Source organism: Mycolicibacterium komossense, assembly GCF_025822605.1.
Classification (GTDB): Bacteria; Actinomycetota; Actinomycetes; order Mycobacteriales; family Mycobacteriaceae; genus Mycobacterium; species Mycobacterium komossense.
The window spans coordinates 67,839-94,744 of record NZ_JACKTY010000039.1 but is presented as its reverse complement, the minus strand read 5'-3'; the positions used below and the strand labels follow the sequence as shown (position 1 = coordinate 94,744).

General features: G+C 61.1%; 27 protein-coding genes, 1 other RNA gene and 1 pseudogene. 20 read left to right on the top strand and 9 right to left on the bottom strand.

Annotated elements, in window-relative coordinates; translation table 11 throughout:
* Positions 1 to 246 precede the first annotated feature (246 nt).
* The 13 genes from prfB to H7J73_RS24320 all read left to right on the top strand — a co-directional run bounded on the left by prfB (position 247) and on the right by H7J73_RS24320 (position 11,376).
* Positions 247 to 1,353, top strand: a complete 1,107-nt coding sequence (gene prfB / locus H7J73_RS24380; RefSeq protein ID WP_264070298.1) for a peptide chain release factor 2 — start codon at positions 247 to 249, stop codon at positions 1,351 to 1,353.
* A complete protein-coding gene (locus H7J73_RS24375; protein ID WP_264070297.1) occupies positions 1,340 to 2,314 on the top strand; it encodes a mechanosensitive ion channel family protein in 975 nt (324 codons plus the stop codon). The genes prfB and H7J73_RS24375 overlap by 14 nt, the downstream gene beginning before the upstream one ends.
* On the top strand, positions 2,311 to 2,895 hold the full coding sequence (locus tag H7J73_RS24370; protein WP_264070296.1) for an Rv3103c family proline-rich protein: 585 nt from the start codon (positions 2,311 to 2,313) through the stop codon (positions 2,893 to 2,895). Before H7J73_RS24375 ends, H7J73_RS24370 begins: the two co-directional genes overlap by 4 nt.
* Positions 2,896 to 2,940: 45 nt before the next feature.
* Entirely contained in the window at positions 2,941 to 3,630 is a 690-nt protein-coding gene (gene ftsE, locus H7J73_RS24365; protein ID WP_264070336.1) for a cell division ATP-binding protein FtsE, read from the top strand.
* Complete coding sequence (ftsX, locus tag H7J73_RS24360; RefSeq protein ID WP_264070295.1) at positions 3,631 to 4,524, top strand: permease-like cell division protein FtsX; 894 nt, start codon at positions 3,631 to 3,633, stop codon at positions 4,522 to 4,524.
* Between the two features lie 3 nt (positions 4,525 to 4,527).
* Positions 4,528 to 5,034, top strand: a complete 507-nt coding sequence (gene smpB / locus H7J73_RS24355; protein WP_264070294.1) for an SsrA-binding protein SmpB — start codon at positions 4,528 to 4,530, stop codon at positions 5,032 to 5,034.
* Positions 5,031 to 5,876 carry an EamA family transporter gene (locus tag H7J73_RS24350; protein ID WP_264070335.1) on the top strand — a complete coding sequence of 282 codons (846 nt, stop codon included), beginning with the start codon at positions 5,031 to 5,033 and terminating at the stop codon, positions 5,874 to 5,876. The genes smpB and H7J73_RS24350 overlap by 4 nt, the downstream gene beginning before the upstream one ends.
* A 42-nt stretch (positions 5,877 to 5,918) precedes the next feature.
* The gene (locus H7J73_RS24345) at positions 5,919 to 6,770 is read left to right on the top strand and encodes a maleylpyruvate isomerase family mycothiol-dependent enzyme (protein WP_264070293.1); all 852 of its coding nucleotides are present in this window, start codon (positions 5,919 to 5,921) and stop codon (positions 6,768 to 6,770) included.
* Positions 6,771 to 6,854: 84 nt separating this feature from the next.
* Positions 6,855 to 7,223, top strand: a transfer-messenger RNA (tmRNA) gene (gene ssrA, locus H7J73_RS24340).
* 255 nt (positions 7,224 to 7,478) lie between these two features.
* Complete coding sequence (locus H7J73_RS24335) at positions 7,479 to 8,438, top strand: tyrosine-type recombinase/integrase (RefSeq protein ID WP_308207445.1); 960 nt, start codon at positions 7,479 to 7,481, stop codon at positions 8,436 to 8,438.
* 451 nt (positions 8,439 to 8,889) lie between these two features.
* Positions 8,890 to 9,150 (top strand): hypothetical protein, encoded by a 261-nt coding sequence (locus tag H7J73_RS24330; protein WP_264070291.1) that lies wholly within the window; start codon positions 8,890 to 8,892, stop codon positions 9,148 to 9,150.
* A gap of 51 nt (positions 9,151 to 9,201) precedes the next feature.
* Complete coding sequence (locus H7J73_RS24325; protein ID WP_264070290.1) at positions 9,202 to 9,930, top strand: helix-turn-helix domain-containing protein; 729 nt, start codon at positions 9,202 to 9,204, stop codon at positions 9,928 to 9,930.
* A 1,140-nt stretch (positions 9,931 to 11,070) separates the two neighbouring features.
* Positions 11,071 to 11,376, top strand: a complete 306-nt coding sequence (locus H7J73_RS24320) for a hypothetical protein (RefSeq protein ID WP_264070289.1) — start codon at positions 11,071 to 11,073, stop codon at positions 11,374 to 11,376.
* 120 nt (positions 11,377 to 11,496) lie between these two features.
* Here the strand turns inward: H7J73_RS24320 and H7J73_RS24315 are convergent, their stop codons facing one another.
* From H7J73_RS24315 to H7J73_RS24300, 4 genes are read right to left on the bottom strand one after another with little or no spacing between them, the layout of a single operon-like run.
* Complete coding sequence (locus H7J73_RS24315; RefSeq protein WP_264070288.1) at positions 11,497 to 11,928, bottom strand: ankyrin repeat domain-containing protein; 432 nt, start codon at positions 11,926 to 11,928, stop codon at positions 11,497 to 11,499.
* A gap of 13 nt (positions 11,929 to 11,941) precedes the next feature.
* Complete coding sequence (locus H7J73_RS24310) at positions 11,942 to 12,637, bottom strand: hypothetical protein (RefSeq protein ID WP_264070287.1); 696 nt, start codon at positions 12,635 to 12,637, stop codon at positions 11,942 to 11,944.
* A complete protein-coding gene (locus tag H7J73_RS24305; protein ID WP_264070286.1) occupies positions 12,637 to 13,980 on the bottom strand; it encodes an Rv0964c family protein in 1,344 nt (447 codons plus the stop codon). The genes H7J73_RS24310 and H7J73_RS24305 overlap by 1 nt, the downstream gene beginning before the upstream one ends.
* On the bottom strand, positions 13,977 to 14,300 hold the full coding sequence (locus H7J73_RS24300) for a WXG100 family type VII secretion target (protein WP_264070285.1): 324 nt from the start codon (positions 14,298 to 14,300) through the stop codon (positions 13,977 to 13,979). Before H7J73_RS24300 ends, H7J73_RS24305 begins: the two co-directional genes overlap by 4 nt.
* 271 nt (positions 14,301 to 14,571) lie before the next feature.
* On the opposite strand from H7J73_RS24300, the gene H7J73_RS24295 reads away from it, so the two are divergent.
* The 3 genes and pseudogenes from H7J73_RS24295 (at position 14,572) to H7J73_RS24285 (ending at position 16,984) form a co-directional block, all read left to right on the top strand.
* A complete protein-coding gene (locus H7J73_RS24295) occupies positions 14,572 to 15,702 on the top strand; it encodes a hypothetical protein (protein WP_264070284.1) in 1,131 nt (376 codons plus the stop codon).
* 289 nt (positions 15,703 to 15,991) lie between these two features.
* A pseudogene (locus H7J73_RS34065) lies at positions 15,992 to 16,508 on the top strand (recombinase family protein).
* A 104-nt stretch (positions 16,509 to 16,612) separates the two neighbouring features.
* Positions 16,613 to 16,984, top strand: coding sequence for a hypothetical protein (locus H7J73_RS24285; protein ID WP_264070283.1), 372 nt, complete (start codon positions 16,613 to 16,615; stop codon positions 16,982 to 16,984).
* A gap of 156 nt (positions 16,985 to 17,140) precedes the next feature.
* On the opposite strand, the gene H7J73_RS33890 is transcribed toward H7J73_RS24285, so the two are convergent.
* Genes H7J73_RS33890 through H7J73_RS24275 form a run of 3 tightly spaced genes read right to left on the bottom strand, consistent with a single transcriptional unit; the run spans position 17,141 to position 18,800 of the window.
* Positions 17,141 to 17,428, bottom strand: coding sequence for a nucleotidyltransferase domain-containing protein (locus H7J73_RS33890; RefSeq protein ID WP_353962008.1), 288 nt, complete (start codon positions 17,426 to 17,428; stop codon positions 17,141 to 17,143).
* Positions 17,419 to 18,099 (bottom strand): hypothetical protein, encoded by a 681-nt coding sequence (locus H7J73_RS24280; RefSeq protein ID WP_264070282.1) that lies wholly within the window; start codon positions 18,097 to 18,099, stop codon positions 17,419 to 17,421. Before H7J73_RS24280 ends, H7J73_RS33890 begins: the two co-directional genes overlap by 10 nt.
* Complete coding sequence (locus H7J73_RS24275) at positions 18,096 to 18,800, bottom strand: HNH endonuclease (protein ID WP_264070281.1); 705 nt, start codon at positions 18,798 to 18,800, stop codon at positions 18,096 to 18,098. Before H7J73_RS24275 ends, H7J73_RS24280 begins: the two co-directional genes overlap by 4 nt.
* A gap of 566 nt (positions 18,801 to 19,366) precedes the next feature.
* On the opposite strand from H7J73_RS24275, the gene H7J73_RS24270 reads away from it, so the two are divergent.
* Positions 19,367 to 20,809, top strand: coding sequence for a hypothetical protein (locus H7J73_RS24270; RefSeq protein ID WP_264070280.1), 1,443 nt, complete (start codon positions 19,367 to 19,369; stop codon positions 20,807 to 20,809).
* Between the two features lie 73 nt (positions 20,810 to 20,882).
* Here the strand turns inward: H7J73_RS24270 and H7J73_RS24265 are convergent, their stop codons facing one another.
* Positions 20,883 to 21,968, bottom strand: a complete 1,086-nt coding sequence (locus H7J73_RS24265) for a hypothetical protein (RefSeq protein WP_264070279.1) — start codon at positions 21,966 to 21,968, stop codon at positions 20,883 to 20,885.
* A 1,110-nt stretch (positions 21,969 to 23,078) separates the two neighbouring features.
* On the opposite strand from H7J73_RS24265, the gene H7J73_RS24260 reads away from it, so the two are divergent.
* Together H7J73_RS24260 and H7J73_RS24255 are read left to right on the top strand one after the other, a co-directional pair.
* Positions 23,079 to 23,282 (top strand): excalibur calcium-binding domain-containing protein, encoded by a 204-nt coding sequence (locus H7J73_RS24260; RefSeq protein ID WP_435405571.1) that lies wholly within the window; start codon positions 23,079 to 23,081, stop codon positions 23,280 to 23,282.
* Between the two features lie 263 nt (positions 23,283 to 23,545).
* Complete coding sequence (locus H7J73_RS24255; protein WP_264070278.1) at positions 23,546 to 24,088, top strand: thermonuclease family protein; 543 nt, start codon at positions 23,546 to 23,548, stop codon at positions 24,086 to 24,088.
* 184 nt (positions 24,089 to 24,272) lie between these two features.
* On the opposite strand, the gene H7J73_RS33605 is transcribed toward H7J73_RS24255, so the two are convergent.
* Positions 24,273 to 25,811, bottom strand: coding sequence for a serine/threonine-protein kinase (locus tag H7J73_RS33605; RefSeq protein ID WP_276031717.1), 1,539 nt, complete (start codon positions 25,809 to 25,811; stop codon positions 24,273 to 24,275).
* A 150-nt stretch (positions 25,812 to 25,961) separates the two neighbouring features.
* Between H7J73_RS33605 and H7J73_RS24245 the strand changes: the two genes are divergently transcribed.
* On the top strand, positions 25,962 to 26,774 hold the full coding sequence (locus tag H7J73_RS24245; protein WP_264070277.1) for an N-acetylmuramoyl-L-alanine amidase: 813 nt from the start codon (positions 25,962 to 25,964) through the stop codon (positions 26,772 to 26,774).
* Positions 26,775 to 26,906: the final 132 nt, after the last annotated feature.

The following is a 26,906-nucleotide window of genomic DNA, read 5'->3' as shown; positions in this document are numbered from 1 at the left end:
CGCGCGCAAGGGGCTGTCGCGGAAGCATTCCGGCATTACAAGGGCAGGGAGAGGCTGACCGCGTAGAAGACCAACGCCTCGCTGGCCGGTCTTCGGGCTGGACCGGCGAGGCTGGCTGATTGGCGTACTACACATATCGGTTACCTGTGTGATGTTAGGGCCGCTCTGCACTACTCGCCGGTAAATGCCCTGCGTAGCAGCTGCCGATGACTACAACCGAAGCGGCCGACGGTAACGTGAACAGCCGTGGACCCCGACCTTCAGGCAGATCTCGACGCACTTGACACCACTTTGACGACGGTGGAGCGGGTGCTCGATATCGACGGTCTGCGGGGGAAGATCGAGAAGCTCGAACACGAAGCCTCCGACCCGTCGCTGTGGGATGACCAGGCGAACGCGCAGAAGGTCACCAGCGAGCTGTCCCACGCCCAGAGCGAGCTGCGCCGAGTCGAGGGTCTGCGTCAGCGGCTCGACGATCTTCCGGTGCTCTACGAGCTGGCCGTCGAGGAGGGCGACCAGGAAGTCGCCGAGGCCGATGCCGAGCGGTTGGCGCTGCGCGACGAGATCGAGACCCTCGAAGTGCGGACGCTGCTCTCCGGTGAATATGACGAACGCGAGGCCGTCGTCACCATCCGGTCGGGAGCCGGCGGGGTCGATGCTGCCGACTGGGCCGAGATGCTGATGCGGATGTACATCCGTTGGGCCGAGAAGCACGATTACAAGGTCGAGGTCTTCGACACCTCCTACGCCGAGGAGGCGGGTATCAAGAGCGCCACCTTCGCGGTGCATGCGCCTTACGCCTACGGCACGCTCTCGGTGGAGCAGGGCACCCACCGGCTGGTCCGGATCAGTCCGTTCGACAACCAGAGCCGGCGTCAGACGTCGTTCGCCGATGTCGAGGTCCTGCCCGTGGTGGACACTGCCGATCACATCGAGATCCCCGAGGGCGACGTGCGCGTCGACGTCTACCGCTCCAGTGGGCCCGGCGGCCAGTCGGTCAACACCACCGACTCCGCGGTGCGGCTCACCCACATTCCCACCGGTATCGTGGTGACCTGCCAGAACGAGAAGTCGCAGTTGCAGAACAAGGTCTCGGCAATGCGCGTTCTGCAGGCAAAGTTGTTGGAACGGAAGCGTTTAGAAGAGCGGGCGGAAATGGACGCGCTCAAGGGCGACGGCGGCAGCTCCTGGGGTAACCAGATGCGTTCCTACGTTCTGCACCCCTACCAAATGGTGAAGGACCTGCGCACCGAGTTCGAGGTCGGGAATCCGTCGGCGGTACTGGACGGGGACATCGACGGATTCCTCGAGGCGGGAATCCGCTGGCGCAACCGACGTGATGACGACGAATAACACCTCCCTGGCGTTTTCGGTGACGTCGCGCTGGCATGACTTCTGGCGCGGAGGCATCGGGGAGTGGATTCTCACCCACGGCCTCAGGATCGTCCTGCTCATCATCTTCGCCGTGCTGGCCGCGCGGTTCATCAGCTGGGCCGCCCAGAAGATCACCCGGCGTATCGACGCCGACTTCCAGGAAAGCGATCAGCTGGTTCGCACCGAGAGTGCCAAGCACCGCCAAGCTGTCGCCTCGGTCATCTCGTGGGTGTCGATCGCAGTGTTGTTCGTGGTCGTCGGGATGGATATCACCAAAGAGTTGGAGATTCCGGTCGGATCCCTGGTGGCCCCGGCCGCGGTGCTGGGCGCCGCGCTGGGCTTCGGTGCGCAGCGGGTCGTTCAGGACCTGCTGTCGGGGTTCTTCGTCATCACCGAGAAGCAGTACGGCTTCGGTGACCTGGTGGCGCTGACCGTGGCCGGCATCGCCGCACCGGCGGAGGGCACCGTCGAAGACGTCACCCTTCGCGTCACCAAGCTGCGGTCCAGCGACGGGGAGGTGTTCACGATCCCCAACGGCCAGATCGTCAAGACGATGAACCTGTCGAAGGACTGGGCTCGCGCGGTCATCGACATCCCGGTGCCGACCAGCGCTGACCTCACCATGGTCAACGACGTGCTGCAAGGGGTCAGTGAGACCGCCATGAAGGACAGCAGTCTGCGCGAGTTGCTGCTGGACGCTCCGCAGCTGATGGGCGTCGAGAGTATCGAGCTCGACACCGTGAACCTGCGGATGGTGGCGCGCACGCTGCCCGGTAAACAGTTCGAGGTCGGCCGACGGCTTCGGGTGCTGGTGATCGCCGGGCTGATCAGGGCTGGTGTCGTCACCTCGACCGACACGGCTCCTGTGGTCAACACCATTGCGAGCACGGCGACGGTGAGCAAGCCTGCCGAACCCAAGCCGATGGACGACCCCACATGACGTTCTGGAATTGGGTGACGCGCAAACGCACGGACCGCGGGTGGCCGGGTTACATCATCAACGGCCGGATCCGCACCTCGACAGCTGCGCTGATCGTCGCGTTCATCGTCATCGCGTGGCTCCAGAACACCTACCAGCCGGCGCCCGAGCCGGCCCAGGTGCCCGCGAGCCAGGTGGTGCCGCCGGGTTTCGTGCCCGATCCCGATTTCACGTGGGTGCCACGCACGCAGGTCGAGCAGGCGCCGCGGACCGTGTATCGCACCGTCACTCCGACGCCGACCACCGAGACGACGCCGACCGAGATAACGGAGACCACCAGCCCGGCCGAGCCGACGCCGACCACGCCGACGTCACCGGGCCTGGCACCGACCACAGTCGTCGATCCCGACGGTGCTGGGCCGCTTCCGCCGACGACGATCACCGGTGCGCCGACCCCTGGCGCCCAGACAGGTCCGTCCCCGGCGCCGTCGAGCGTGCCGAACCGGTCGGGCACTCCGATCCCGGCACCTGGGATCCCTGGCCTCCCCGGGCTGGCGCCGACGACTGCTCCGACGACACAGCCGCCACCCCTGTTCCCCTAGCGTGCCGAGGGCAGTGGCGCTCCACCGCTACACTGGCGTGCCGTGATGATCACCCTCGACAACGTGACCAAGCAGTACAAACAGTCGGCACGTCCAGCGCTCGACAATGTGAGCGTCAAGATCGACAAGGGTGAGTTCGTCTTTCTCATCGGCCCGTCGGGCTCTGGCAAATCCACCTTCATGCGCCTGCTGCTGGCCGAAGAGCATCCGTCCTCCGGTGATGTCCGGGTTTCCAAGTTCCATGTCAACAAGCTCTCCGGGCGGCATATCCCGAGCCTGCGTCAGGTGCTGGGCTGTGTGTTCCAGGACTTCCGGCTGCTGCAGCAGAAGAACGTGTTCGAGAACGTCGCGTTCGCATTGGAGGTGATCGGTAAACGGGCCGACACCATCAACCGGGTGGTTCCCGATGTCCTGGAAATGGTCGGCCTGTCCGGGAAGGCCAACCGGCTGCCCGGCGAACTGTCCGGCGGTGAACAGCAGCGCGTCGCGATCGCCCGGGCGTTCGTAAACCGGCCGCTGGTGCTGCTGGCCGACGAGCCGACGGGAAACCTGGACCCCGACACGAGCAAAGACATCATGGATCTGCTGGAGCGGATCAACCGGACCGGAACCACGGTCCTGATGGCCACCCATGACCATCACATCGTCGACTCGATGCGCCAGCGCGTGGTCGAACTGTCGCTGGGCCGCCTGGTCCGCGACGAGCAGCGCGGCGTCTACGGAATGGATCGATAAGTGCGTTTTGGCTTCCTGCTCAACGAGGTCGTCACCGGCCTCCGTCGCAACGTCACCATGACGGTCGCGATGATCTTGACGACCGCGATTTCCATCGGATTGTTCGGTGGTGGCCTGCTTGTCGTACGGCTGGCCGACCACTCCCGCAACATCTATCTGGACCGCGTCGAGACCCAGGTGTTCCTCACCAACGACGTGTCGGCCAACGATCTGACGTGCGATTCGGACCCCTGTAAGGCGCTGCGCGCTCAGATCGAGGGCCGCGACGACGTGAAGTCGGTGCGGTTCCTGAACCGCGACGACGCGTACAACGACGCGATCAAGAAGTTCCCGCAGTACAAAGATGTCGCGGGCAAGGATTCGTTCCCGGCGTCGTTCATCGTCAAGCTGGACAATCCCGAGCAGCACAAGGATTTCGATCAGGCGATGACCGGGCAGCCCGGCGTGCTCAACGTGCTCAACCAGAAGGATCTCATCGATCGGTTGTTCGCGGTCCTGGACGGACTGTCCGCCGCCGCGTTCGCGGTGGCGCTGGTCCAGGCTGTCGGCGCGGTCCTGTTGATCGCCAACATGGTTCAGGTGGCGGCCTACACCAGACGCACCGAGATCGGCATCATGCGACTGGTCGGCGCCAGCCGCTGGTACACGCAGCTGCCGTTCCTATTGGAGGCGGTGGTCGCGGCAACGGCGGGCGTCATCATCGCGATCGTGGGATTGATCGTGGTGCGCGCGTTGTTCCTAGAGAAGGCGCTCAACCAGTTCTATCAAGCCAATCTCGTCGCGCGGATCGACTACGCCGACATCCTCTACATTTCGCCCATCCTGTTCGGTGTGGGCGTGGCGATGGCGGGTGTGACGTCTTACGTGACGCTGCGCCTGTACGTGCGAAGGTAAGTGATGGCCAAGGCCAAACAGGGGGCCGTCAAGAAGCCGGATCCCACCAAGAAGCAGATCGTGGCGAGCAACCGGAAGGCTCGGCACAACTACACCATCCTCGACGTCTACGAGGCCGGGGTGGCGCTGGTCGGTACCGAGGTGAAGAGCCTGCGTGAGGGCCAGGCGTCGATGGCTGACGCGTTCGCGACGGTCGACGACGGCGAGATCTGGCTGCGCAACCTGCACATCCCGGAGTATCACCACGGCACCTGGACCAACCACGCGGTGCGGCGCAACCGCAAGCTGCTCCTGCATCGCAGAGAGATCGACAACCTGATCGGCAAGCTGCAGGACGGCAACCTGACGCTGGTGCCGCTGTCGCTGTACTTCATCGAGGGCAAGGTCAAGGTCGAGCTGGCGCTGGCCCGCGGTAAGCAGGCACACGACAAACGGCAGGATATGGCCAAGCGCGACGCCGACCGCGAGATCATCCGCGAACTGGGTCGGCGGAACAAGGGCATATCCTGATCGCTGCGGCGCTCGCCCTGTTGTCCGCGTTCGGCTACGGGATCAGCGATTTCGTCGGCGGTATCGCGTCACGGCGGGTGCCGGCGCTGCGAGTCGTACTGGTGTCCTACCCGGTGGCGATGGTGTTGCTCGGGATACTGGCGGTCATCGTCGGTGGCGACATCACGGGCCCGGCGATCTTCTGGGGCGCGGTGTGCGGTGTAAGCCAGGCGTTCGGGGTGTGGTGGTTCTACGCGGCACTGGCGTCGGGGCCCATCTCGGTGGTGTCGCCGCTGACTGCGATCCTGGTGGCCGCCGTGCCCGTCGGCGTCGGTATCGCGATGGGGGAGCGGCCCACGTTGGTGGCCGACATCGGCATCGGGATCGCGCTCTTGGCGGTGTATCTGGTCAGCCGCGATGCCGACGACGACGATGTCTCGCCGCATCGGTTCACCAAGAAGGTGGCCGTGCTGACGGTCGTCTCCGGGCTGGCCTTCGGGCTGAACTTCGTCCTCATCCACCAGGCGCCGGCCGAGGCAAACCTGTGGCCGCTGTTGTTCGCAAGAATCTCGGCGAGCCTGCTGATCGTCATCATCGCGCTGGCCAGCCGGAACCTGCGCCTGCCGACGGGACTTCCGTTGAAGTTGGCGCTGGCGGCGGGCGTCATCGACACGATCTCGAATGTGGCGATGCTGCTGGCCCTGCATGCGTCGTTGTTGTCGCTGGGCAGTGTGCTGATCTCGTTGTACCCGGCTGCCACGGTGGGACTGGCGATGGTGGTGCTCAAGGAGCGGGTGACCCGCTGGCAGGCTGTCGGCATGGTGTTGGCGCTCGCCGCGGTCGCGATGATCGCGGTCGGCTGAGTTCTCAGGTCACGTGGTGCTGCGCGCGTTAGCATCACTGCCATGACCTGCCCGTCCCGTCCTGTCGCCGTGCTCGACAAATTCGATGTTCTCTCAGGCCTTTTCGAGTCCTGGGCAGCCATCGACCGTCTGGTGGCGGGTCTGTCGGAGCCACGGTGGCAGGCGCCGACATCGCTGCCGGGGTGGTGCGTGTACGACGTCGTCGCCCACATCATCGGTACCGAATCGATGCTCGGTGGCGCGCCGACCCCCGGCAGCGATGTCGATGTCGCGACGCTGGGGCACGTCCGCAACGGCGTCGCCGAGATGAACGAGTGCTGGGTGCGACATCTGCGCGGCGGCACCGGCGCCGATCTCTTGACGCGGTTTCGGGCGGTAACGGGTGAGCGACGCTCGATGTTGGAGGCGATGAGTGAGGCGGACTGGAACGCACCGGCCATGACACCCGCCGGGCAGGCGACCTACGGGCGGTTCATGCGAATCCGGGTGTTCGACTGCTGGATGCACGAGCAAGACATCCGCGAGGCGATCCTGCGGCCGTCCAGCGATGAGGAGCTGTCCGGCCCCGAGCCTCGGTTGGTCCTCGACGAGATGGCGGCCACCATGGGCTTCGTCGTCGGCAAGCTGGGCAAGGCACCCGCCGGCTCCCGGGTCGCGATCGAGTTGACCGGGCCGATGGCGCGCACCATCTGTATCGCCGTCGACGGCCGGGCCGCCGTGGTCGACGATTTCGGTGCCGCCCAGCCGACGGTGACGATCCGAACCGACGGACTGCAGTTCACCCGGATCTGCGGCGGTCGGCCGCTGACCGCCGCCCGCTCGTCGGCCATCGACATCGAGGGCGACACCGAGGTGGGGGATCGCATCGTCGAACATCTCAATTACGTCATGTGATCGGGTCGGGATGAAATAATCGCTGGACCGTGTTGCAGTCCCAGGTATGATGGGATGTCTTGCTGGAATTCAGCAGGGGTGCGAGGGGCTGATCGGTTTCGACTTCGCGCATCGAATCAAGGGAAGCGTGCCGGTGCAGGCAAATGACCACCGTAAGCGTCGTTGCAACCAATTAAGCGCCGATTCCAATCAGCGCGACTACGCCCTCGCTGCCTAAGCGACTGCGTGTCTGTCAGACCGGGAGCGCCCTCGGCCCGGACCCTGGCATCAGCTAGAGGGACAAACCTGTACGTCCGGTCGCGGGACATATGGGGACATCAAACAGCGACTGGGATCGTCATCACGGCTTGTTCGCGAGACCGAGAGATCCAAGTAGAGACATAGCGAACTGCGCACGGAGAAGTCTTGAGGGAATGCCGTAGGACCCGGGTTCAATTCCCGGCAGCTCCACCGATAACTGCAGGTCAGATGGTTAAAACGGCCCCGAGAACGCCTTGTCAAGAGATTGTCAAGGTTCTCGGGGTTGTTGCTGTGTGGTGATACCTTCCCGATATGGCCAGCATTCGTAGGCGTCCTCGCACAGACGGCACGTACACATACGCCGTTTTATTCACTGTTGACGCCCGCCAAACGTCCGTCCCATTCACCGACGAATCGGAGGCGGAAAAGTTCCGCGTCCTCGTGAACGCCGTCGGTGGCAAACGAGCGATGGAAGCATCCGGCATCGGGGAGACTCATAAATCCGTCAAGGCGGGTCCGACCCTGGCGGAGTATCTGGCGCGGCACATCGCGGGTCTGTCGGGTGTCGAGCGCAAGACGATCACCGAGTATCAGCGGTACCTCCAAAACGACATCGCCCCGGTGCTCGGTGCGATCCCGCTGGCGAAGCTGACGCGTGAAGACGTCGCCGGGTGGGTCAACGCGATGCATGAGGCGGGGGCGGCGGGCGGCACAATTCAGAACAAATCGGGGTTCCTCTCCGGCGCTCTCAACCGTGCCGTGGAGACCAACCAGCTCTCAGCGAACCCGTGTCTAGGTGTCCGGTTACCGCGCACCGAAGAACGCGAGATGTGCTTTCTGGAACCCGACGAGTACCAGATCCTCAAGTCGTATTTCAGCGACCGATACAAGCCGCTCGTGGAATTCCTGGTGTCGTCGGGGTGCCGCGCGAGTGAGGCGCTGGCGCTCCGGCCGTCCGACGTGGACCGCGCCGCTGGCACCGTACGGATTACACGGGCGTGGAAGAAAGACGGCCCCCGCTACTACCTCGGCCCGCCGAAGACCAAGAAGAGCGTCCGCACGATCAACGTTCCGAAGGCGGTTCTAGATCAACTCGACTACTCCCACGAATGGCTTTTCGTCGGCTCCAATGGAGGGCCGATTCGGCTGTACAGCTGGCGCTCCAACGTGTGGGTGAAGACGCGGGCGAAGGCGATGGCCTGCGACGAGAACAACCCGGCTAAGCCGGTCCTAGAGAAGTCGCCCCGCATCCACGATTTACGGCATACGTGTGCGTCGTGGATGATCAACGCCGGCGTGCCGCTCCCTGTGATCCAGGCGCATCTGGGACACGAGTCAATTGCGACAACCGTCGATCACTACGGCCACCTTGACCGCAAGAGTGCCGCCGCAGCTGCCGACGCTATCGCCGCTGCACTCAGTGCATAGCCGGGAGCACGTCAACTAGAACAAGGACTTCTTCCACAACCAGGACGAGGACGCGCTCGCCATCTTCGTCAACCTCGACGGTAAGGACTGCTCCCCGAACTTCTCCACGCAAGTAGGCCGACCACGAGATGCAAGTGGAGCCGACGGCTCGAACCTAAAGTCCGACGCCCAGATCGGTTTCCTCCCAGGCTGGGGCTCTTCCACGGCCCGGGCCGGCCGGTCTACCTGCGTGAAGACCGCCACGACCTCTGGCGCCGCCAACGAATCCCGACAAGCACATTTGCTTGCTGGAGCTGGTGGGGAAGTCCAAACATGAACGACGTCTACCACTTGTCCAGCTCGTCCGACGCGGCATCTCACCGGGTGGAACTGGGCTCGCAACTGGTCTGCGGAGCGTGTTTCGTCGTCGTCTGCGCCCAAAACTGTCGACTGCGTTTGCGATGGTTCCGACATGACAAACACCGCGAAAACCCGGGAGCCACTGGCTCACCCGATCAAAGACCTTGTCCCACCGTTCCCTTCCGTCGACTGGCTGAGTCGCCGCCTCAACGCCGGCGTCATCCCCGGTACCAAGTTGGGCCGGACTTGGGTGATGACCGACGACGATGTCCGCGCTGCACTGGACACCTTCAAGAACACCAAGAGCTCCGCAGCGACCACGAGCTCTATCACACCGGCGTCCGCCCGCAGGCGGTTGGCTGAGGAATTGTGAGAAGCAGGAAAGGCCAATCGATGGAGAACAACGGAAGAGATAAGGATCTTCGTGTCCAGCTTCGATAAATTTGCATATCTGAAAAAGCTGGGTGGCTACGCAACTGGAAGCGATGATCGCGCCGGTGCTGATATATCAGCCAACGAATTCCGGGTCTTAGTGACGCTGCTGAACTACGCAAACGGCAGTGACGGTGCCAGTGCATACCCTGGTGTCGACAAGCTGGCGGCGAACTGCCGCGTCTCGGCGACCACCGTGAAGCGCTGCCTCAATCGACTCATGGAAGCCGGTTACATATGGAAAGTGAAGACCGGTGGTCGAGCTGGCGACGGCCGTTGCTGGGCGACGGAGTATGCATTTCATACCTCCCCGCCTATAAGTCAAGCCTACGGTGTGCACGCCCGATCTCAGCAGCCCGAGCTGAACGTCTCAGGGGGTCAGACCGACGATGTCAATAGCTCAAATCAAAGGGTCAAAGGGTCGATCCTGACGCCTCAGCAGCTCAGCCCGGTCGCCTCAGAGGCTCACAGCTATGACCCTCCACCAGAGCACTTACCACCAAATCAAATAACACCAAGGGAAGAATCACCGGACCACGAACCAACAGGGCATTCTGCACCAGGCGCCAGGCCCGAGGAAGGCACCTACGTCTGCGTCACATGCGGAACCCGCGGAAAAACGGTCAGGTATGGGCACCCGCCTACCTGCTCCAGTAAATGTCTCAGCATGTATATCGAAAAGTGCAACGGCCTGAAGAACTCGGCGGGAAAAAACGCATAGAGGTAAAAGCTCAACGATCGCAATTTCGCAGCCATAACGTTCCGGGTCTATGGAGTTGGTAAACATTGACCACCGATCTCAGAAAGACGTTGTGTCCTAATTGAGTGGGTGACCGTCTTGGCGAAACTCTACTATCGACTCTAGCGCGAACTAGCCGCCGCATTGAATTCCCCGCCCATGTCGACTGGGTCGACGCCGCTCGCGCGAGATATACCTCAGCTTTGAAACTACCCCTTACGACAGTTGCTCGCGGCTTCAGGCGTCCTGTGATTCACCGTGCATCCGCCGTGTCGGTAGATCGCCTTGCCGCCGGGCGCCGTATCGGCCCGTACAGCATGGTAGGCGGCAAGTTCAGCTCTGCGCTGAGAATTCCTGCGTAACACTGACATTCCGATAACTATCAGGAAGACGATCCAGGGCAACTCAAAGACCACTCCGACAGCTGTCCGGGCCGGTGATGGGTTGGCGGCACCGGCAGCGACCGCGATATACGTTCCCAAGAACCAAGGCCAGGCAAGCGCAAGAACCGCAATCAGAAATACAAAGAATCCGCCGTCGCCGGACGACGATCTTCGACGCCGGCCACCCCATGACGTTCCCGCTGATAACGGTCCGATGCCGACACCGATGCCCCTGGTTGAAATGCCGCCACGAAATCCGAACGCTCCACCGCCGATGCCAATTCTCATCGTGATCCCACCCCGCTGGTCAAAGCACGTGCACCATCTCGTGCATACCGCCGGCAGCATATACGGCGATGCATGGCTTACCGGAGGGGATTCGTGAACGTCGATCAACGATCGATTTGTTGAGGTTTGCTGGCTAGGTATCACATCCTTGAGGACGGAAGTAGTCGCTCTTTTCGGCAGGCCGGCTGGGCCAATCGCCCGAGCGGCTTTCCTTCCACCTTGATCGGTTCGCTACGTATCTGAGTGCACCTGCCGTAGGTCGGGGCTGCGAAGGTCGTTCAGCCTTCCTAATTCCTGGCGCCTCATAGGGGAGAAGTACTCCCGAGGCGTGACTGCTTACTTTCGAGTGGGCTGGCGAAACCCTGTGAGATTGCTGTCGCGGTCAGATAGCATCTGAATCTCGTGATCGGGGGTGCTCTAGATGCGCTTGATAGGTCGCCAGTCTGCCCTTGTGGCCAGTGTCGTCGTCGCCATCGGGCTGACTTCTGCAGCCCCAGCCAAAGCCGAGGTATTCATCACCTGCCCATCGGGGCGAGATGGCGTTGCAACGGTGGTCACCTCGTGCGCATTCGCCGATAATGTGCGGTATGCCTGGCTCAATCAGGATGGTCAGGTCATCACTGCATACTCGCCGGTCACGAGCATGTTTTACACCATGTACTGCGACGCCGGTTATACCGCCCATATGGACAGCGGCATCGTCGTTGACGCTACGCGCTGCGAGGGCGGCAACGACGCTGTCGTGGTGATCTGGTGACTCGCAAAATGCACTGATAGTCGGATGCTGGTTGTGTAAACCGGCTGCACACTGGCTCTCCGGCAAGTGTGGAGTTCTTGAAGTGCACTTGTGGTGTTTTCATCAACGCGCGATGATTCGCTACTTTGCCTTTGCTTTTTCTTCCAAGAGCTCGACCAAATCTGCCGGATAGTCGGCGATGATCTTGGCGGTCTTCAGAGGAGAGCTGTCATTTTCGCCACGGTTCGGATCAGCACCGTGGTCGAGGAGTAGTCGAATCATCGAACCGTCCGGTGAGTTCCGGTGGCGCTTCCTCACGGCAAGCCACAGCGGAGTGTTACCGAATACGTTGATGGGGTCAATGTCAACGCCCGCATCTAGTAGCGCCTTGGCGAACTCGATGTTTCCTTTGTCGGCTGCGATGTGTAGCGGTGTCATATCTTCAGGGCCTGGCGCGTTGATGTCATTGCCAGCGGCCAGTTCCACGCTGAACGCTGATACGTCGTTCTTCATAATTGCGGTGTGGATCGGTTTCAAAGGGTCGATCTTCGGGGGTCTGCCGCTGCGCGCCATGAGTGACTGCCTCTTAGATTCTATTTGGGGTCGTGGGGTCAACGGTAACGAGTCGGCCCAGGAAGGCTGAATGGACTGCATCGCCCATGTCCTCGACGTCGTGGCGCAGTAGTGGCCGCTGCGCGGCGTCGATATATATCGCGTGCTCGATGAGGAACCCTTCCTCGCCGCCCTCGTTACGGCCTACGTACGTGCTGTACTGGGCCCATACCCGTCGACCGCTGGTCGTGAAATAGCCGCTGCTACGGACCGCCGCCGCGGAAGAGTCTGCAGCGATAGTCAGCGAGATGGAGTTGACGTTGTCGGCGTCGAGGTCGCGAAGTGTGCGGTCTGCGCTCTCAGTCAGGACGTTTTCGGGCAGTGTTCCATTGAAGCCGAAAAGACTCAGCGTTTCGCAACCCTCCCACCCGCCCTCGGGCTTGTGCCCGCTGAGGACGACCCGTCCCAAAGGAACTGCGTCAGTTCCGATCTGAGCGAGCTGCCAGCCTGGTGGGACATCCAGAGATTGAAGCCATTCAGGCAGGTTTTGGGCGGGCACCGCGCTCAGGTTGGCCACGTGATTCCGCACTTCGTCGACGACGGACGATACCGACATCAGCCGACTACGGTCAGGCTGGGCGGCCGCAGGTTCCCGAGCCGGCCGCTGCACTTCACCCTGGATCGGTGATGGCACGTATTTCGCTGCTGCGGCGGGGCTTTCGGGTGTCATCATCCTCCTCCGGTTATCGCTTGCCACGGATTTTCTAGGAAGGTCAGCACTCCTATGATGACACCTCCAACGGTGATTGCGCCGCCTTGCGCTACCTGCTCAGGAGTCACGTTGATTACCGGGCCATTCGACGGAGGCGAGTACGAACCTGTTCCTGCTGAGGTCGCCGAACCACCGGCAGGTTGTCCTGCCTTCACCCGCTCAGGAGTCCAGTCCGGATTGCTCTCGTAGGGGCTCTTGTCCTCGTTGGCGTGACCGCTGTTCTCTGCAGGTGTCTCCAGCCGGTACTTTTCCCTATTGTTCATGAAGTCATTGAGCTCTTCTTGTGTCCATCCCTCTTCCTCGGCTTGTCTAAGTACGCGCCAGTTTTCGTCGCCGTACTCATGACCAAGGTGCGATGCACCCTTTTCTGGCACCGTCATCGAGTTTGGTGGGCCTTCAGGGCCTGTGCCCACAACCCTGCCAGTGTCCCTATCAACCCAGATGAGGTCGCCGTTGGCGTTGCGCCGGGCTGGGATGACCGCGTCACTGACATCCGACAAAATGTCGCCGTCGGTGTTCCGCAACGCATCCCGATACACACCGAGTCGGGTTTTGACTCGGACATAGGGCCGGTGCAGGCTGGCCATGTAGGCGGTGGCCTGGTTTTCGGCGGCCTCAGACGCTTGGTCGGCCGTCATCCCGCTCAGCGCACTCTGATGGAGCTGATCTGTCAGTTGTTGCGCCAGTCGGGCCCGCTCTGTGGGGCTGAGATCTTGTCCTTCAAGGATGTTGTCGACCGTTGCTTTGATGTCAGCATCCGACATGGGCTTGTCCCCCGGGCCGGCGATCCCATCCGGTGTCGGCGGGATGGGCATATCTCCGTCCGCCATGTTGATGGCCGCGGCTAGCTCGGCATCTACCGCGTTGGCGTCTGCGATCAGAGTGTCGAGTCGTGCCTGCAACCCGGGAATTGCTTCCTGCATTTCCCGTCGCCCATGCGTCGAATGAGGAGTTGGCACAATGCGGTTCGTCGCCGGATCGATCTCCAAGCCGTGTAACTCGGCGTCTGCCTGCAACGTTTTGAGGTCCTGCTGCACCCTCTCGATGTCGTTGGCGGCGAGGTTAGCGGCTGCGGCGACCGCCTGCGCTTCACGCCCGTGTGCATCAAGGTCCTGGCGTGTCTTGGCTATCGCGTGTTGCGCAGCCTTGGCGGCTTCGCCATCCCAAGAATTGAATACTTGAAGGGTGCTGAGCTCGCGGGACACGTCGTTTGTCACTTCCGCACGAGTCTGTCCTGCGTGAAACACCTCGCGTACGGATTCGGCGCTCCACCGCTCGATATCAGCGATGGTCATGGTCATGTTTGGTGCGTGATGCTGTCGGCCGCAGCGCCCAGTCGGCCTAATGCTTGGGCGTTCTTCTCCTCCATGGCCGCGAATGATGCCGCGGAAGTATGTAGTCCTTCGGCATGGTCTGCCACTCTGGCAAGCAATACCTTCGACTTGGGTTGCCAATCTGCCAACTTCGCAGCTAGGGCTATCGCCGATGTGCCCTGCCAGCCTGCCTGTGCTGATTCCATTCGGTTATCTGAAGCGAGATGGCCTGCAGCCAAGTCTTCACCTTGACCGGTGACGTGGATGGCAGACCCGACCATGTCCTCGTGGTTTACACGTAACGTCACCTTGACCCCCTGATGTGGTGCGGACCCGATGCTTCATGGATACCAACACGAGGAGTCGGCCGCTAGTCACCCCATGCATGCTGTGGAAAGCCAGGCTTCCCTTTCATCCGACGGGTACTCCAGGAAGCCGGTAGACATCGCGCGGCCGTCCGGCACAAATTTTTCAAAACGTGTTTCGGCGCAAAGAAGCCTGGCAAGCGGTCGTTACGAGGTCCGGCTAGTGATCGGACCTACCCCCTTAGGGTGTCGCGCTCCGATAAGGTCGCTGCACATGTCGATAGACGAAACCGAACCGACGCCGTCCTACGCGACGCTGCCGGGGGGCATCTCAATCAGCGATGTATCTGAGGCCATTGCTCACTCCGGTTATCCGTTGCAGGCCGACGTTGCACATGTGATCAAGCAGGCTGTAGACCGCTCCTACAATGTCACTCTCAATCTGCAAGAAGAATGGACTTACGTAGACGGTGAGTCTGATCAGGTTCGCTCGCTCGACACCTATGCGGCGATGAATTTCGTGCGGCGTTTCGACAACCTAGATCGGGTCGAATTGCAAGACGGCGATGACCCCCCAAGCGGGCACAGCCACTGGATGTACGGCTGCGGCCTCGATCTGCTTGTCGAGTGCAAGCAGAGTGAGATGCCCTATGTGTTTTTCATACGTGACGAGAGCCCGTCGGAGACGCATGATTTCCCGGAATTCGTTGGTATCCCATCAACTAGCGTCATCCTGCATCACAAGGAGCCGGAAACCGAAGCGCTATCGGACTTCGCTTTCCATATGAGCGTTCACGACATCATCGGCGTGTCGGACTTCGAGTTCTTCAAAGGGCCAGGGAAGTACGCGGGCTCAATATCGAATGTCGTACGGAGGGGAAAGAAGGTAGAACTCACCGGCGAGGAGGCGTACAGATCGCTCATGCTCCCTCTGCGGAAAGCTGCCCAGCATCTCAAGGGAATCCATGAACCGGAGGACGCCTTCTCAGAAGACTGGTTCTACCGTATTCACATTGTTGTGTGCGTGGCAGTGCTGCGAGCGCCAATGTTTGCTAGTCGCCGGCAAGACGACGAGCACAGATTGGAACCCATTCCATGGGTACGCGCATGGAGACTCGAGCCAAGAACATCGGAGTTCCGGCGCGACGAGTGCCGCTACATGGATGTCGTCCATGAATCATTCCTCCCGAAGTATCTCGAGATGATGCTTCGCGACTTTGTTGCACTAGCGACGCGCTTGGAAGATGCCGAAGACGTGCTTTTTGAGGGTCGTGGTGTTGACGAGTTACCGCTCCCGGAAGACACAGATGATAGCGAGGAGGGGGCCGACGAACGCCCGCCCGCAGAGCATATTAGGGCGTTGACTGCTGCTGAGAAGGCAAAGCTCGACGCTGAGCAGAGTTGAGGAGGTCGAGGAGGCCCAAGCCGACTTGCCTTCCCAGTGGGGAAAGAAAGGCGTAACCATAGTTCTGGGGGCCGCTGAGGTGCTTCGGAATCGTGCTCTCAGAACTAAAGTTTCGGACACCATCGGTTGAGTACCATTGCAGCATAGGAAAGTCCATGTCACCCTGTCTCAGAAGTTGCCTCGAAAATGAGGTCGCACAATTTGTGCTTTGGCGACTTTTGCGACAAATCTGCAATGACCTCCGCAGCCGCCCCGACCGTCGCCGACGAACAACTCGGCTAATGCGCGAGTGAGCACTGAGAACCAGTTTTTGTACCAACAGCTAGATGCGCTTACCGCAGTTGGCGTGGACGCGGACCGCGTGTACAGCGACAAGTTGTCGGGGGCGTCGGCATAGGCACAGCGCCCCGGTCTTGACGCGCTGCTGAATTTTGCCCGCGAGGGTGACGCAATCGCTGTGGTCGGTTTCGACCGTTTGGGTCATGACGACCATCCGCGAGATGCAAGAGCGGAGGATCGTGCTGCGGTCCTTGCGAGAGGGGATCGACACCTCGAACGCTGCGGGCCGCATGGTGGCCGGTGTTGTGGCCACTTCGCTGAGCTGGAACTCGAATTGGGAAAAGAGAGACGCCACCGCATCACGGGAGGCGCGGCGGGCGCGGGGGCAGTCCATTGGCCGGCTGCTAGCGCTAGATCCTGCCAAGATCGCGTTGGCTCAGCGCATAAACGGTAGCGGCGAGTCTGCAAACTCGATCGCGACGACGCTGGCTGTGTGCCGCGCAACGATCTACCGGGCACTCGCATAATCTAGCTACGTCGCCCAAGACGCCCGCTAGGCCCGCGATTTCAGGCATGCCGCGCCAACTGCAAGCCAATGAAGGGTGCGGCAGTATTCGCGTACGCTGCCTTTATGGCTATCAAACTGCCGCTTCACAGCGTCGCAGAGGACGAGCGCGAGACCGTTGATGCAGCCTTAATCAGTGCTAAGTCCGCGATGAAGCCCGCCGACTATATCTACGGCGAGGAACTGGAAAGCTGGATCACGGTAGTAGAGGTTTTTGACGACGACTCGTCCTTCACCTTTACGGCGACCAATGGCAACGTCGTCGTGGCCAAAGGAACGTCAGTCATTCGGCGAAAGCGGGCAGCCCTGCTGCGCGAGCGGGCCACAAGCACGCGTGTCGTCACCGAGAAACGTGAACCGGATCGGCACCCTCGCGGGGCAACTCAAGGGTTCCCTCGCCAAGACGAATACCCTGCTAGGCCAGATAGTTCCACCTAGGTGCTCGGCGTCGGTTGAGGCGACCGAATGACTGTGTGCCTCACAGTCCGACCCACTGGGGGGTGCCCCTGCCAGGGGCTCCGGGCTTTGCCTCACACGGCCAGCGCCTCTTCTCTCTCCGATGATGCGCCCAGCGAATCGCTAACATCGATTTAATTATGGTGGGTAAAGGCGGACCGCGCCCGTGATTGATATGAAATGATAATGCCGCTGCTCGCATTTGGTCATCGCAATTATGTCGACCGGTGGCAAGCGCACTTCCCATAATTCTCGTTCTCGCAGATAAACAACGTCTTCTCGATTCTCGTACACTACAAGAACATCTAAGTCGTTTGGTTCATCAGACCGCAGCATGGAGCCAAACGCCCAGATTTCGACACGGTTCAATTCAGAGGCAAGTTTGCAAAGTCTATTAAGTATTGGCCATCGCGACGTCAATTCCATGGCTTGCGAATATCTGAGATGAAATCGTCGATCTTAAAGAGTGGTATGCAAACCTGTTTCGAACTTTTGACGACGCGCTCTCCAAAGCCTTGTGCGCTAGGATTTGTGACGACCAATGCGTCCGGTGTCAGTTCCGGATATTCGTCAATCACCGCTCCAAACTGCTCGTCGGTCATTTCGTATCTATCAACCGTCACAATAGAAAGTGGCCGCAGGCCGACATTCCGTGTGAGTAACCACGCACGGTGGCCGACTCGATCAACTGATGTGACGACTCGGGTCGCCGCGAGTCGTCTTCGTATATATTTTTCTTCGGGATGGACGTACTGGGAAATGTTATCGAAGTCCTGCAAGGCACGGCCAAAGCCACCGAAGGTGTCGACGGAGAGGCCCAGTTCGGCTGAGCGTGAGTACACGTCGGGTGAGACGCTCCTGCGGGTAACGATCACCATCTGCGCTTCGGGGAGTTCCTCTAATGCAGCTTCTAGATCTTCCACCGAAAACGGAGTGCCTGCGCCTTGCTCAACGCAGTAGGCGTATGCGTCTGGGTAGCCCGAACGCTCGACCTTGACCCCATGTGCGCCGATTGCCTCTACGTTACTTATCTTCGACTTTCCGCTGAAGTCATCTTGCTCACGGAGCTGCGTAACGATCCAATCTCTGATGGTCAACTTTTATCCTCAAAAATCGATGCCATCGCCAGAGGGAATCGAACTGATCCTGGCATCCAGTCCCCCTTTAGGTGCCGGTCTTGTAACTGTTGAATGTGGAGGGTGAAAATATGTACAGTGTCGCTCTCATCAGTCGTCAAAAGCCGTCGGTTAGCCGCCAAGAGTCTTAACAACTTTTTACTATTAGGGAGGAGCGTCGCTTTGACCTGCTTACGCCACTGATCGGCACGGTCGTCATCAAATACGTCGATCTTTGGTCCATACTGGTTGAAAATTTCCTTGTTTGCGCTGAGTAATGGTTCGATGGCAGATCTTGCTTTGCTGCGCGATGTGAAGACCGGCGTGCCGTGCGCGATAGCTCTCGCCTCTTGACTGAGTAGCTTCCAGCCGTGGATAACGGGCGGTGGATACTCGCCGGGAGTTTTGTCAATCACGACATGGCAGGTGGGACACAGAAGAAGGATGTTCTCTGGCAGGGCGCGTTCCGCATCGGTAAGAGCACGTCCGTCTTCTGCTCGTGGGCCGTCATCGCTCGCGGGGATGATGTGGGCCAATTCGCCGACGTGTTTTCGTTTAACGAAGCTGAGTAGGTCCACTCGGCATTCCGGATTCTGACAGTGACCGCCCGACTCCGACCATAATCGATCCCTTACCCACGTTGCGAGATGCAGGCGTTTGTTCTTCTTGGGAGTTGCTGCCACACCTAATACTTGCAAAAAGTTGAGGTGGAGGGCTCAAATCCCTCAACGTCGACTTCGGTGACCTAGCGCACGCGCGGCGACAGACATCCTTTGTGACCTCGGTTGTGCTCCTCCGAGAACGACACCGACATCCGCGAACTTGGCAATGCCGTGTGCCATAACCTTCGAGCGGCATATGACCCTGCTGCGACCATCCAGAGCATCTCAACGAGGGGACTAGACGACGTTCAAGGGTGGTTTGATCGTCGGGGTCAGCCGCGCCGTGTAGTGCCTAGACCCTGCACCACTCTCAACGCCTGTGTGCCATCAGTCCGCAACTGGTCCGCAGTAGGACAAGCAATCGCCTCGCTTAGCGAACGAAACCAACCCTCTGACCTGCGCCTCCTCAGCACACCCAACTCAACAAACAATCGCAAACGCCCAGGAAGCAATTCGCGCTCTACTCAGACGCTGTTGACGAGCGGATTTCCAATGACGCCGGGACGATAGTCCGCATGGAATAGGAGCGCAAGTCGGGGCCCGGCGTTCGACGTGCGTTTGACAGCCGCTTTTGATGCAATAGTGCTGTGGCACTTGATGCTCCACTGAACGAGCGACAGATCGAGGTTCTCCGCTGGATACGCGACGGGTGTCCCGATGGGCGGTGGACTGACTTCACCTTTAAGACGACGGCGACAGCTCTCGCGTCTCGCCGTCTGGTCACAATCTCCAAGCGCGGCGGCGTATGGAGTGCTGGAATTCTTGGTGCAGGCGAGCACTATTTGGCTAATAGCGACTATCCAGCCGGCCACTGGGCCAAGCGCCACGCCAGACCAACGGTCGACCTGGACATGCGGCAACCGGCTGTTGCACACCGGCCGATCATGCCGCCGGCTGGAGAGATAGCGCAGCGGCCGAAGCGGCAACCTCCATGTGACGAGCAGACTCCGACACGCAAGCTCGTCAAGGACATTGTCAATGCCGGCGGGATGCTGGAGATCGATACGACCGACGACAACACCAGCTACAAAAGTTTGGTCGGCATCATCAACCGACGCCGGATGGCGCCGGATGGCCAAGAAGTAATCCTGGTTCAGGCCCGCTATGACCGGATCGTCTTGCGCCTGTCGTCGGTGTCGGACTGGGTGACGGACCCGCCGTCGCAGACGGTGGCGGCTGAGCGGATCGGCCGCTGGCACCCAGCTGTTGCCACTTTGCGGTCAGACAAACGGCTTGATTCACTCGAAAAGCATCTGCGCGGCAGAGCATTTCGGTTGCTGCATGCCCTCGCGCAAGAAGCCGAGGCCCGGGGTCACACGGTCCGTCTGCCGAAGCGAAGCCACCACGGCTCCGTCGAGGATCCGAGCAAGCTTGGTGGCGACCTGATCTTCAAGGTCGAAGGCATCGAATGCTCGGTAAATATTTGGCAGCCGAAGGACCGGTTACCGCATACGCCGACGCAGGAAGAGATCGAGCGCGAGAAAAAGTACGGGTGGGGTCCGTCGAGATACGACTACGTGCCGGCTGATCGGCTGAGCATGTTGATCAACACCAACAGTCGCTTCTCTTCAAAGATCACTTGGCCGGAAACCAAAACGCTGGCCCTGCACTCCCGACTTCCTGACGCGATCATGTCATTTGAGCGTTGGGCCGTGATTGACGCCGAAGGCAATGAGGCCGAACGGCGTGCCGAGACGGAGCGTCGTGTGCGCCGGGAACGCGAGGACGAACTGGCTCGCCAGGCTTATGTCCAACACGCGTTTGGTGAACAACTCGTCGCTGACCTCGCTGACTGGGACTTGTCACTGAAGCTCCGTCGGTATTTGGCGGCGATGGCTGGACGAGTCGAAGACATTTCGGACGACGGTGAGCGCGAGGCCGCGACGATGTGGCTGAATTGGTGCAGGGCTTACGCGGCGAAGCGGAATCCGCTGGAGAAGCCGATCTGTCAGCCGAAGGTCAAGGCACCGGGCTATTCTGAAATCCAGGAGTTTCGAAACCGCCTGGGGTTTCAGTCCAGCCTGTGGTGATCGTCGAGAGCCCGCGCGAGGCCAACTGTCGGCGTCGCTGAACTCGTATGAGTGTGCGGTAGTCCTGGTCTTTTCAGACCTTCGGCCACAGCTCCCACCGGTTCGCCCGCCCTCGGCGGACCTCTGCGTCGGGGAATTGGGTCTGTAATTCCTGAAGACGCTTGGTGATCTCGGCGATCGGCAGACCTGAAGGGATCTTCGCCAGTGGTTGGGGCTTTGGAGCCGGTGGCGCTGGCAGGGGCGGATTCTCGCGGATGGTTGTTTCGAAGATCTTCCGCGCACGTCGTAAACGAGCGCCCCATCCAGGCCATGCGGGGCATGGGCGCTGAAATGGTAGCGCCCCCCAGCCATGCTCCGCGAGCGGCGTGGGGCACTCGCTGCACATGTCATCTGCCGTGAGCGGCGGGACCGCGAGGAGTTCGTCGAGCCGACGGCGCTTCACATCAGCCGGCATGCGGTCCTTCCGTTTGCCGGGGGCAACGGGTTTGGGTATCTCGCGCCGGAGTCGTCGAACTTCCTGCTCTCTGCTGCAGATGTAGCGCAGCAGCATGTAGTCGCGACATTCCGTTGGCAGCCAGCCATTTTGGTTGACGATTGATTCGGGATCTCCTACAACGGTCGCCAAACGGTCGATTTCCAGCCGCCGGCGTTCGATGGACTGGACAAGCTCAGCGACTAGTTCCTCGCCTCGCTTGGGAACGATCTTGGGAAATAGTGGACCGTCTTGGTATTTGGCCAGCTCTGAAATTTCGTGCTCCAGCTTTGATTGATTCTCGATGAGCGCCAGTCGAGCCGTCCACCGGTCCTCGTCGTACTGAGCTTTCCTCGCTTCACGCTCCCGTGATTCTTCTGTGCAAGCTCGCTCTCGGGCCTTGTCCTGGCGCGCCCAGCGGAGTTCAATCTGCCACGGCGTGAGCATGCGGTGGCCGGGTTCAGCTCGCCGCCACTGATCCATTACGTCGATGGCGCGCTCGAACTCGGCTTTCCGGTCGTCGCGCACCCATGGGTTCCAGCGACTGTCGCAGTTGATCTCTTTGAAAATGCCTCGGGCAGCTATGAACTCTTCTGCAGTGGACGTGGCAGCGCGCTGAGGCTTCCACAGCATGCCGTCGTGCTCGATGACGTTGTCGCTGGGTGTCTTCGCGGTTGTTACGGGCATGATTACTCCCTTGGTCACGTGTATCGAGCAGGCGGCGGTCGCTGCGTTGGTCCAGTAGCGGCGTTGGCAACGGGTCGATGAAATCCTCGGTGCCAGTCGAGCTTGCACGCTCAGCGGTCGCGGCCCGGTTCGAGGCTTGATGACTGACGTGCATCGCCACTCTCGTGCCGGTCAGCTCACATCACGAGCCAGCGAGGCAATCGCACCATCCACGACCTGCACGGCAATTCCTGGTGCTCGCGGCTTCGGCGACTACGGGCACGTTTCTGTGTCGATGCGGACCACCCCAAAGTCCACTTTCATACTCTCCGTGAACTTTCCGCCAGGCGGGGGAGCCGAGGTGCAGACCTGCCAATTGCGGTCGCTGATCTGGGCGCGACCTTTCCCGGTGAGATCTGTTGAGCTGCTGTACCAGACCGCGTCGGCAGTCAGGGACTGGATGGCGTCCTGTGCACCCTGCAGGTCCATTCCAATCAAATTTGGCATCGTCCAAGTACTCGCCGCTGCGGGCCCGGCCGCAGCTATCCCGACCCCACCAGCCACAGCCCCGACTGCAAGCACCGCGGTGATTTTCCTGATCATCGTTCTCCCCCTTGGCTCGGAAAGGGACGATAAAGGACACAACACGACTTCGCAGCTAATTCCCAGGAATGCGGTTGCCGACCCGTGCCGGTGAATCGGCTACCTACTAGCCCCATGGTTGCTTGAACGCGGAGCATTGGACGAATACGCACTTCGAGACCTGTGTTAGTCGACCTGGTAACCGAATGATGTGGCCAATGGCGGAGGCCTCCTGTAGTTAGGCTGTATCAGCCCATGGCACCCTAGGCTGCATCATCCCCAGTCTGTCGCGCTCCTGCGACTCAACTAGACGTTGCCCTGAGACCACGAGGCCACCAAGCCATCTAGCGTGGAGGAGGAGACGACGCCGAGTGCGGGTTATCGAGCTTGACTCGGTTTCGTTGCACAGGTGGCGATCTCACCGCTGAATGCGGTCTTCGCTATAAGCTCTGACGGGACTTGTGGGCATACTTGCGTAAGCGCCAGTTACAGCCTAATGTTTTGCCAGCAGGGGCCAGGGTCGGCCGTTAGCCACTTTCAGGGGGAATCGTGATTCGTGGATTCGTAGTCGCTGCGTTGATTGGGGCCGCTGCGGTCACTGCGGTGGGCGCCGCACCGTCAGCGCTGGCTGAGCGTCCATACAAGAACTGCACCGAAGCGCATCAGGACGGCCGGTATGACATTCCGCAGGGCGACGACGCCTACTGGAGTGGTGGCGACCGCGATGGCGACGGTTATGCCTGCGAGTCGTAGCCGCCAGTCGGTGGGGTCGATGACGGCGGCCGCGGCGGCCTTTTTTCTGACCGACTGAACTTCCTTCCGGTCGCTGGACTTGCTTTCTAAGGCTTCCATTCTGGTGACGATGTCTTCGTTGTGGGCTTCGCGGCGTAACGGTAATCCGCCACCCTAGTTGGCGTAATTCTCGAATCTGCCGGCCATAGTGCTGCCCGTCTTTGTTGCGCTCAAATCGAGGGTTACGTTAGTGACCTGTTCGATGGAGGTGGCCTAAATCGCGAATGCCAACACTTCTCCGGCGCCTCCGCGCGGCCATCGTCGTCGCGGTACTACTCAGCTGTTCCGTCCTCTTGCCGGCATCTGCGGCAGCCGATCCTGTCGTGACGACCGCGGTGGTGTTGAAGATCGTCGACGGCGACACCATCGATATTCGTGACGACGTCCGGGGACGGCTACGGGTCCGCCTGCTCGGAATCGACACTCCCGAGACAAAGAAGCCCGGCTACACGGTGGGGTGCTGGGGGCCCGAGGCGACCGACTTCGCGGTCCAGACCATGCTTGGGCAACGGGTCGCTCTGGTCCCCGACCCCACTCAGGACAGGACAGACCGATACGGACGCACGTTGGCCTATCTTGTGCGGGGTGACGGCTGGGATTTCTCGGTCGAGGCCGCACGTGCGGGTGCGGCCCGTTCGTATGTCTACCGCGGCCATCCAGTCGCGCGATTCGCTGCCATCGAAGCAGCGCAAGGAGAGGCCCAGGACGCAGGCCGTGGACTGTGGGGACCACCGTGCTTTGGTGAGACCGCTTCCGTCCCACGATGAGTCGCGAATCACGAATGTCGCCAACTCCTATAGATGGCGACTTGCTGTGCTGCAACATCTTGGCATGTTCGATAGCGCGGTCGGCCGCCGTAGTGGAATACGACAGGACGCCGAAAAGGTAGGGCGGCCCTGCGATCTTCGACTCGCAGGTTCCGCCTGAGGGCGGGTGTGAGCTGACAACCGCTCAGCACGGGATGATGAACCCAGGATCGGTTGTCGTGTCTAGCCATTTCCCGTAGGCGTTTCCGCCGACAGCATTCACTGCAGCGCACACCTCACGCTCCGTCCGTCCGCCGAGATTGAAGACGGCGTAGATCGGATTTCCCTCATCTGTCGCCTTGCGCAGCGATGGACACGCTCGATCGGTGCGTAGGTAGAACGCGCCGGGGTGAGCATCTAGCAGACGTTGCACGCCAGCGGCATACAGCCCCGGGGTAGTCACGGAGCCCAAAATCACGATCCCTTGGCCGTTGCAGCGCGGGGAACTGATCGGTGTCCGTAGGCCTAGGTCGCCGGTTGGTGGCGGCGGTGCCGAAGATGGCGGCGGAGACGACTTCGGGGGAGTGCTGCTCGCGGGCAGCGACTTTGAAGTCGATATAGGCACGGACGACATCGTCGACGCCAGCCCCGATGACGGCGGCACGGGACTGGCGGGTGGAATTTCGGTTGGCGGGGCGGACTGCGGCTGGCCCAAACGTGCGCCGATGAAAGCAACCAGGCCGACGGCGAGCAGGGCGGCAATTCCACCGGCGATTAGGGCGGCGCGCCGCGCTGTCGAGGTGGCACGCGGGCTAGATGGCGTCGACGGCGCACTCGCGTCGGTCCGCTGCGGCGACTCGGCGGCTCGTGCTGCTAGTTGCGTGTCAGCGGTCGGACTGACCGTGCCTTCCTCGCGTGTGGCGAGAGCGGCGGCGAATTCACGGCAGGTGTCGAATCGTTGGAATGGTTCTTTCGCCATCGCCCTGGCCAGTACGGCGTCGATCGACCCTAGGTCAGCGATACGGCTTCGCAGCCGCGGGGGTGGCGACGACAGGTGGTTGCCGATCACGACAGCCGGATTCGAGTTGGCGAACGGCGGTTGGCCGGTCAGGAGGTGAAATGCGGTGCAGGCCAACGCGTATTGATCTGCCCGGCCGTCCAGTGTGGTTCCCATGAGTTGTTCTGGTGCTGCGTAGGCTACTGATCCGACCGTCATGTTGGTCGCGGTCAGGCCGCTGGTCTCGTTGGTCGCTCGGGCAATCCCGAAGTCGGCCAATAGGATTCTGCGATCACCGTAGCGCGGGTCGGTGATGAGGATGTTCGCCGGCTTCACGTCGCGGTGCAGTAGATAGCGTTCGTGGGCGTAGTCCAGTGCTTCAGCGACTGCGGCGACGATTTCGAACACGTCTTTGGTTGGCATTCCGTGCGGGTACCGATCGCGCATGAGTTGAGCAGCGTCGGTGCCCTCGACGAAGTCCATCGTGATCCACAGCTGCCCGTCGTGTTCCCCCCGATCGTGGACCGCGACGACGTGGGGGTGCCAGAGAGCGGCGGCGATGTCAGCCTCGCGTGCGAACCGCTGACGGTATTCGCTATCGGCGCTGACTCCGGACGGCAGGATCTTGAGTGCTTCGCGTCGGGGTAACCGCGGGTGCTGCACAAGGTAGACCTCGCCCATCCCCCCGGTACCCAGTAAGCGAAGGATGCGATATTCAGCGAATACCGCACCATCAGCGATGGGCATGCGCGCATCGTACCGAGCGCATCGTCATGGGCTTGCGGAATGCTGACGTTGCCTCAACCGGTGAAATTGTCTCGGGGGCAAGCGAGTGCTTCCCCGCCAGGGTTGCGAAAGCCTCACTGGCACGGTGACGGCACCCGTATCGTCGCTGCCATGGACGCGTCCGAGCACAAAAGGAGCGGCGACAGTCCGGATGCCGTGACGCGCCGCCGGTTAATTCAGCTCGCCGGCGGCGCGGCCCTGGCCGCCACCGCTAGCGCGTGCGCACAACGACTTCCCCCGAAATCTCCGCCGGCCCCGACGGCGTCGGTTCTCGCTGTCAGCGCCGAACCCGCCCAGCCGCCGCTGGCACCTGCACCGGTGGTCACTCCGGCCCCAGTCACTGCTGACCTCCTGTGCCGGGACGCCTGGCGTGCTCAGCCGGCGCGCCCCGGCGGGGTAAAGCACACCATCAACCGAATGACGTTGCATCACACCGCAGTCGTCCTCGGCGATAACAGACTTGCCCCAGCGCGACTTCGCCAGCACCAGCACTATCACCAAGACCAGCTGGGCTGGATCGACATCGCCTACCACGTCAGCGTTGACCGCAACGGGAACATCTACGAGCTACGGGATCCGACGCTGGTCGGTGACACCGCGACAACCTACAACCCGACCGGCCACTTCCTGGTCCTCTGCGAAGGCGACTTCGACCAAGAGGATGTCACCGACGAGCAACTTCAAGGTGCCGCTGTGGCGTTCGCCTGGGCCACGCAGAACTTTCAGATCAGCACCGACACGCTGGGCGGCCACCGGAATTTTGCGGACACCGCATGCCCGGGTGCGAACCTCTACGCCCATGTCACCTCGGGAGACCTACGACAACGTATCGAGGATCTGCTGGAGGCAGGCCCGGTGAATCTGCAGAAGATTTGCGGGCCAGAGGCCAGTGATGTCGTCTCAAGAATTGAGGAAGGTGGCTAGCTGATTCTCCCGCTGGCCCAGAGACCCACCCGATCATGGCCGGTCACCATTAGCCCGATTACCAAGCGATTCACTGCGAAGCGGCTTGCGAGAAGGGCTTGGCAGGGCCGCGGTCATCGCGCACGAATAAGG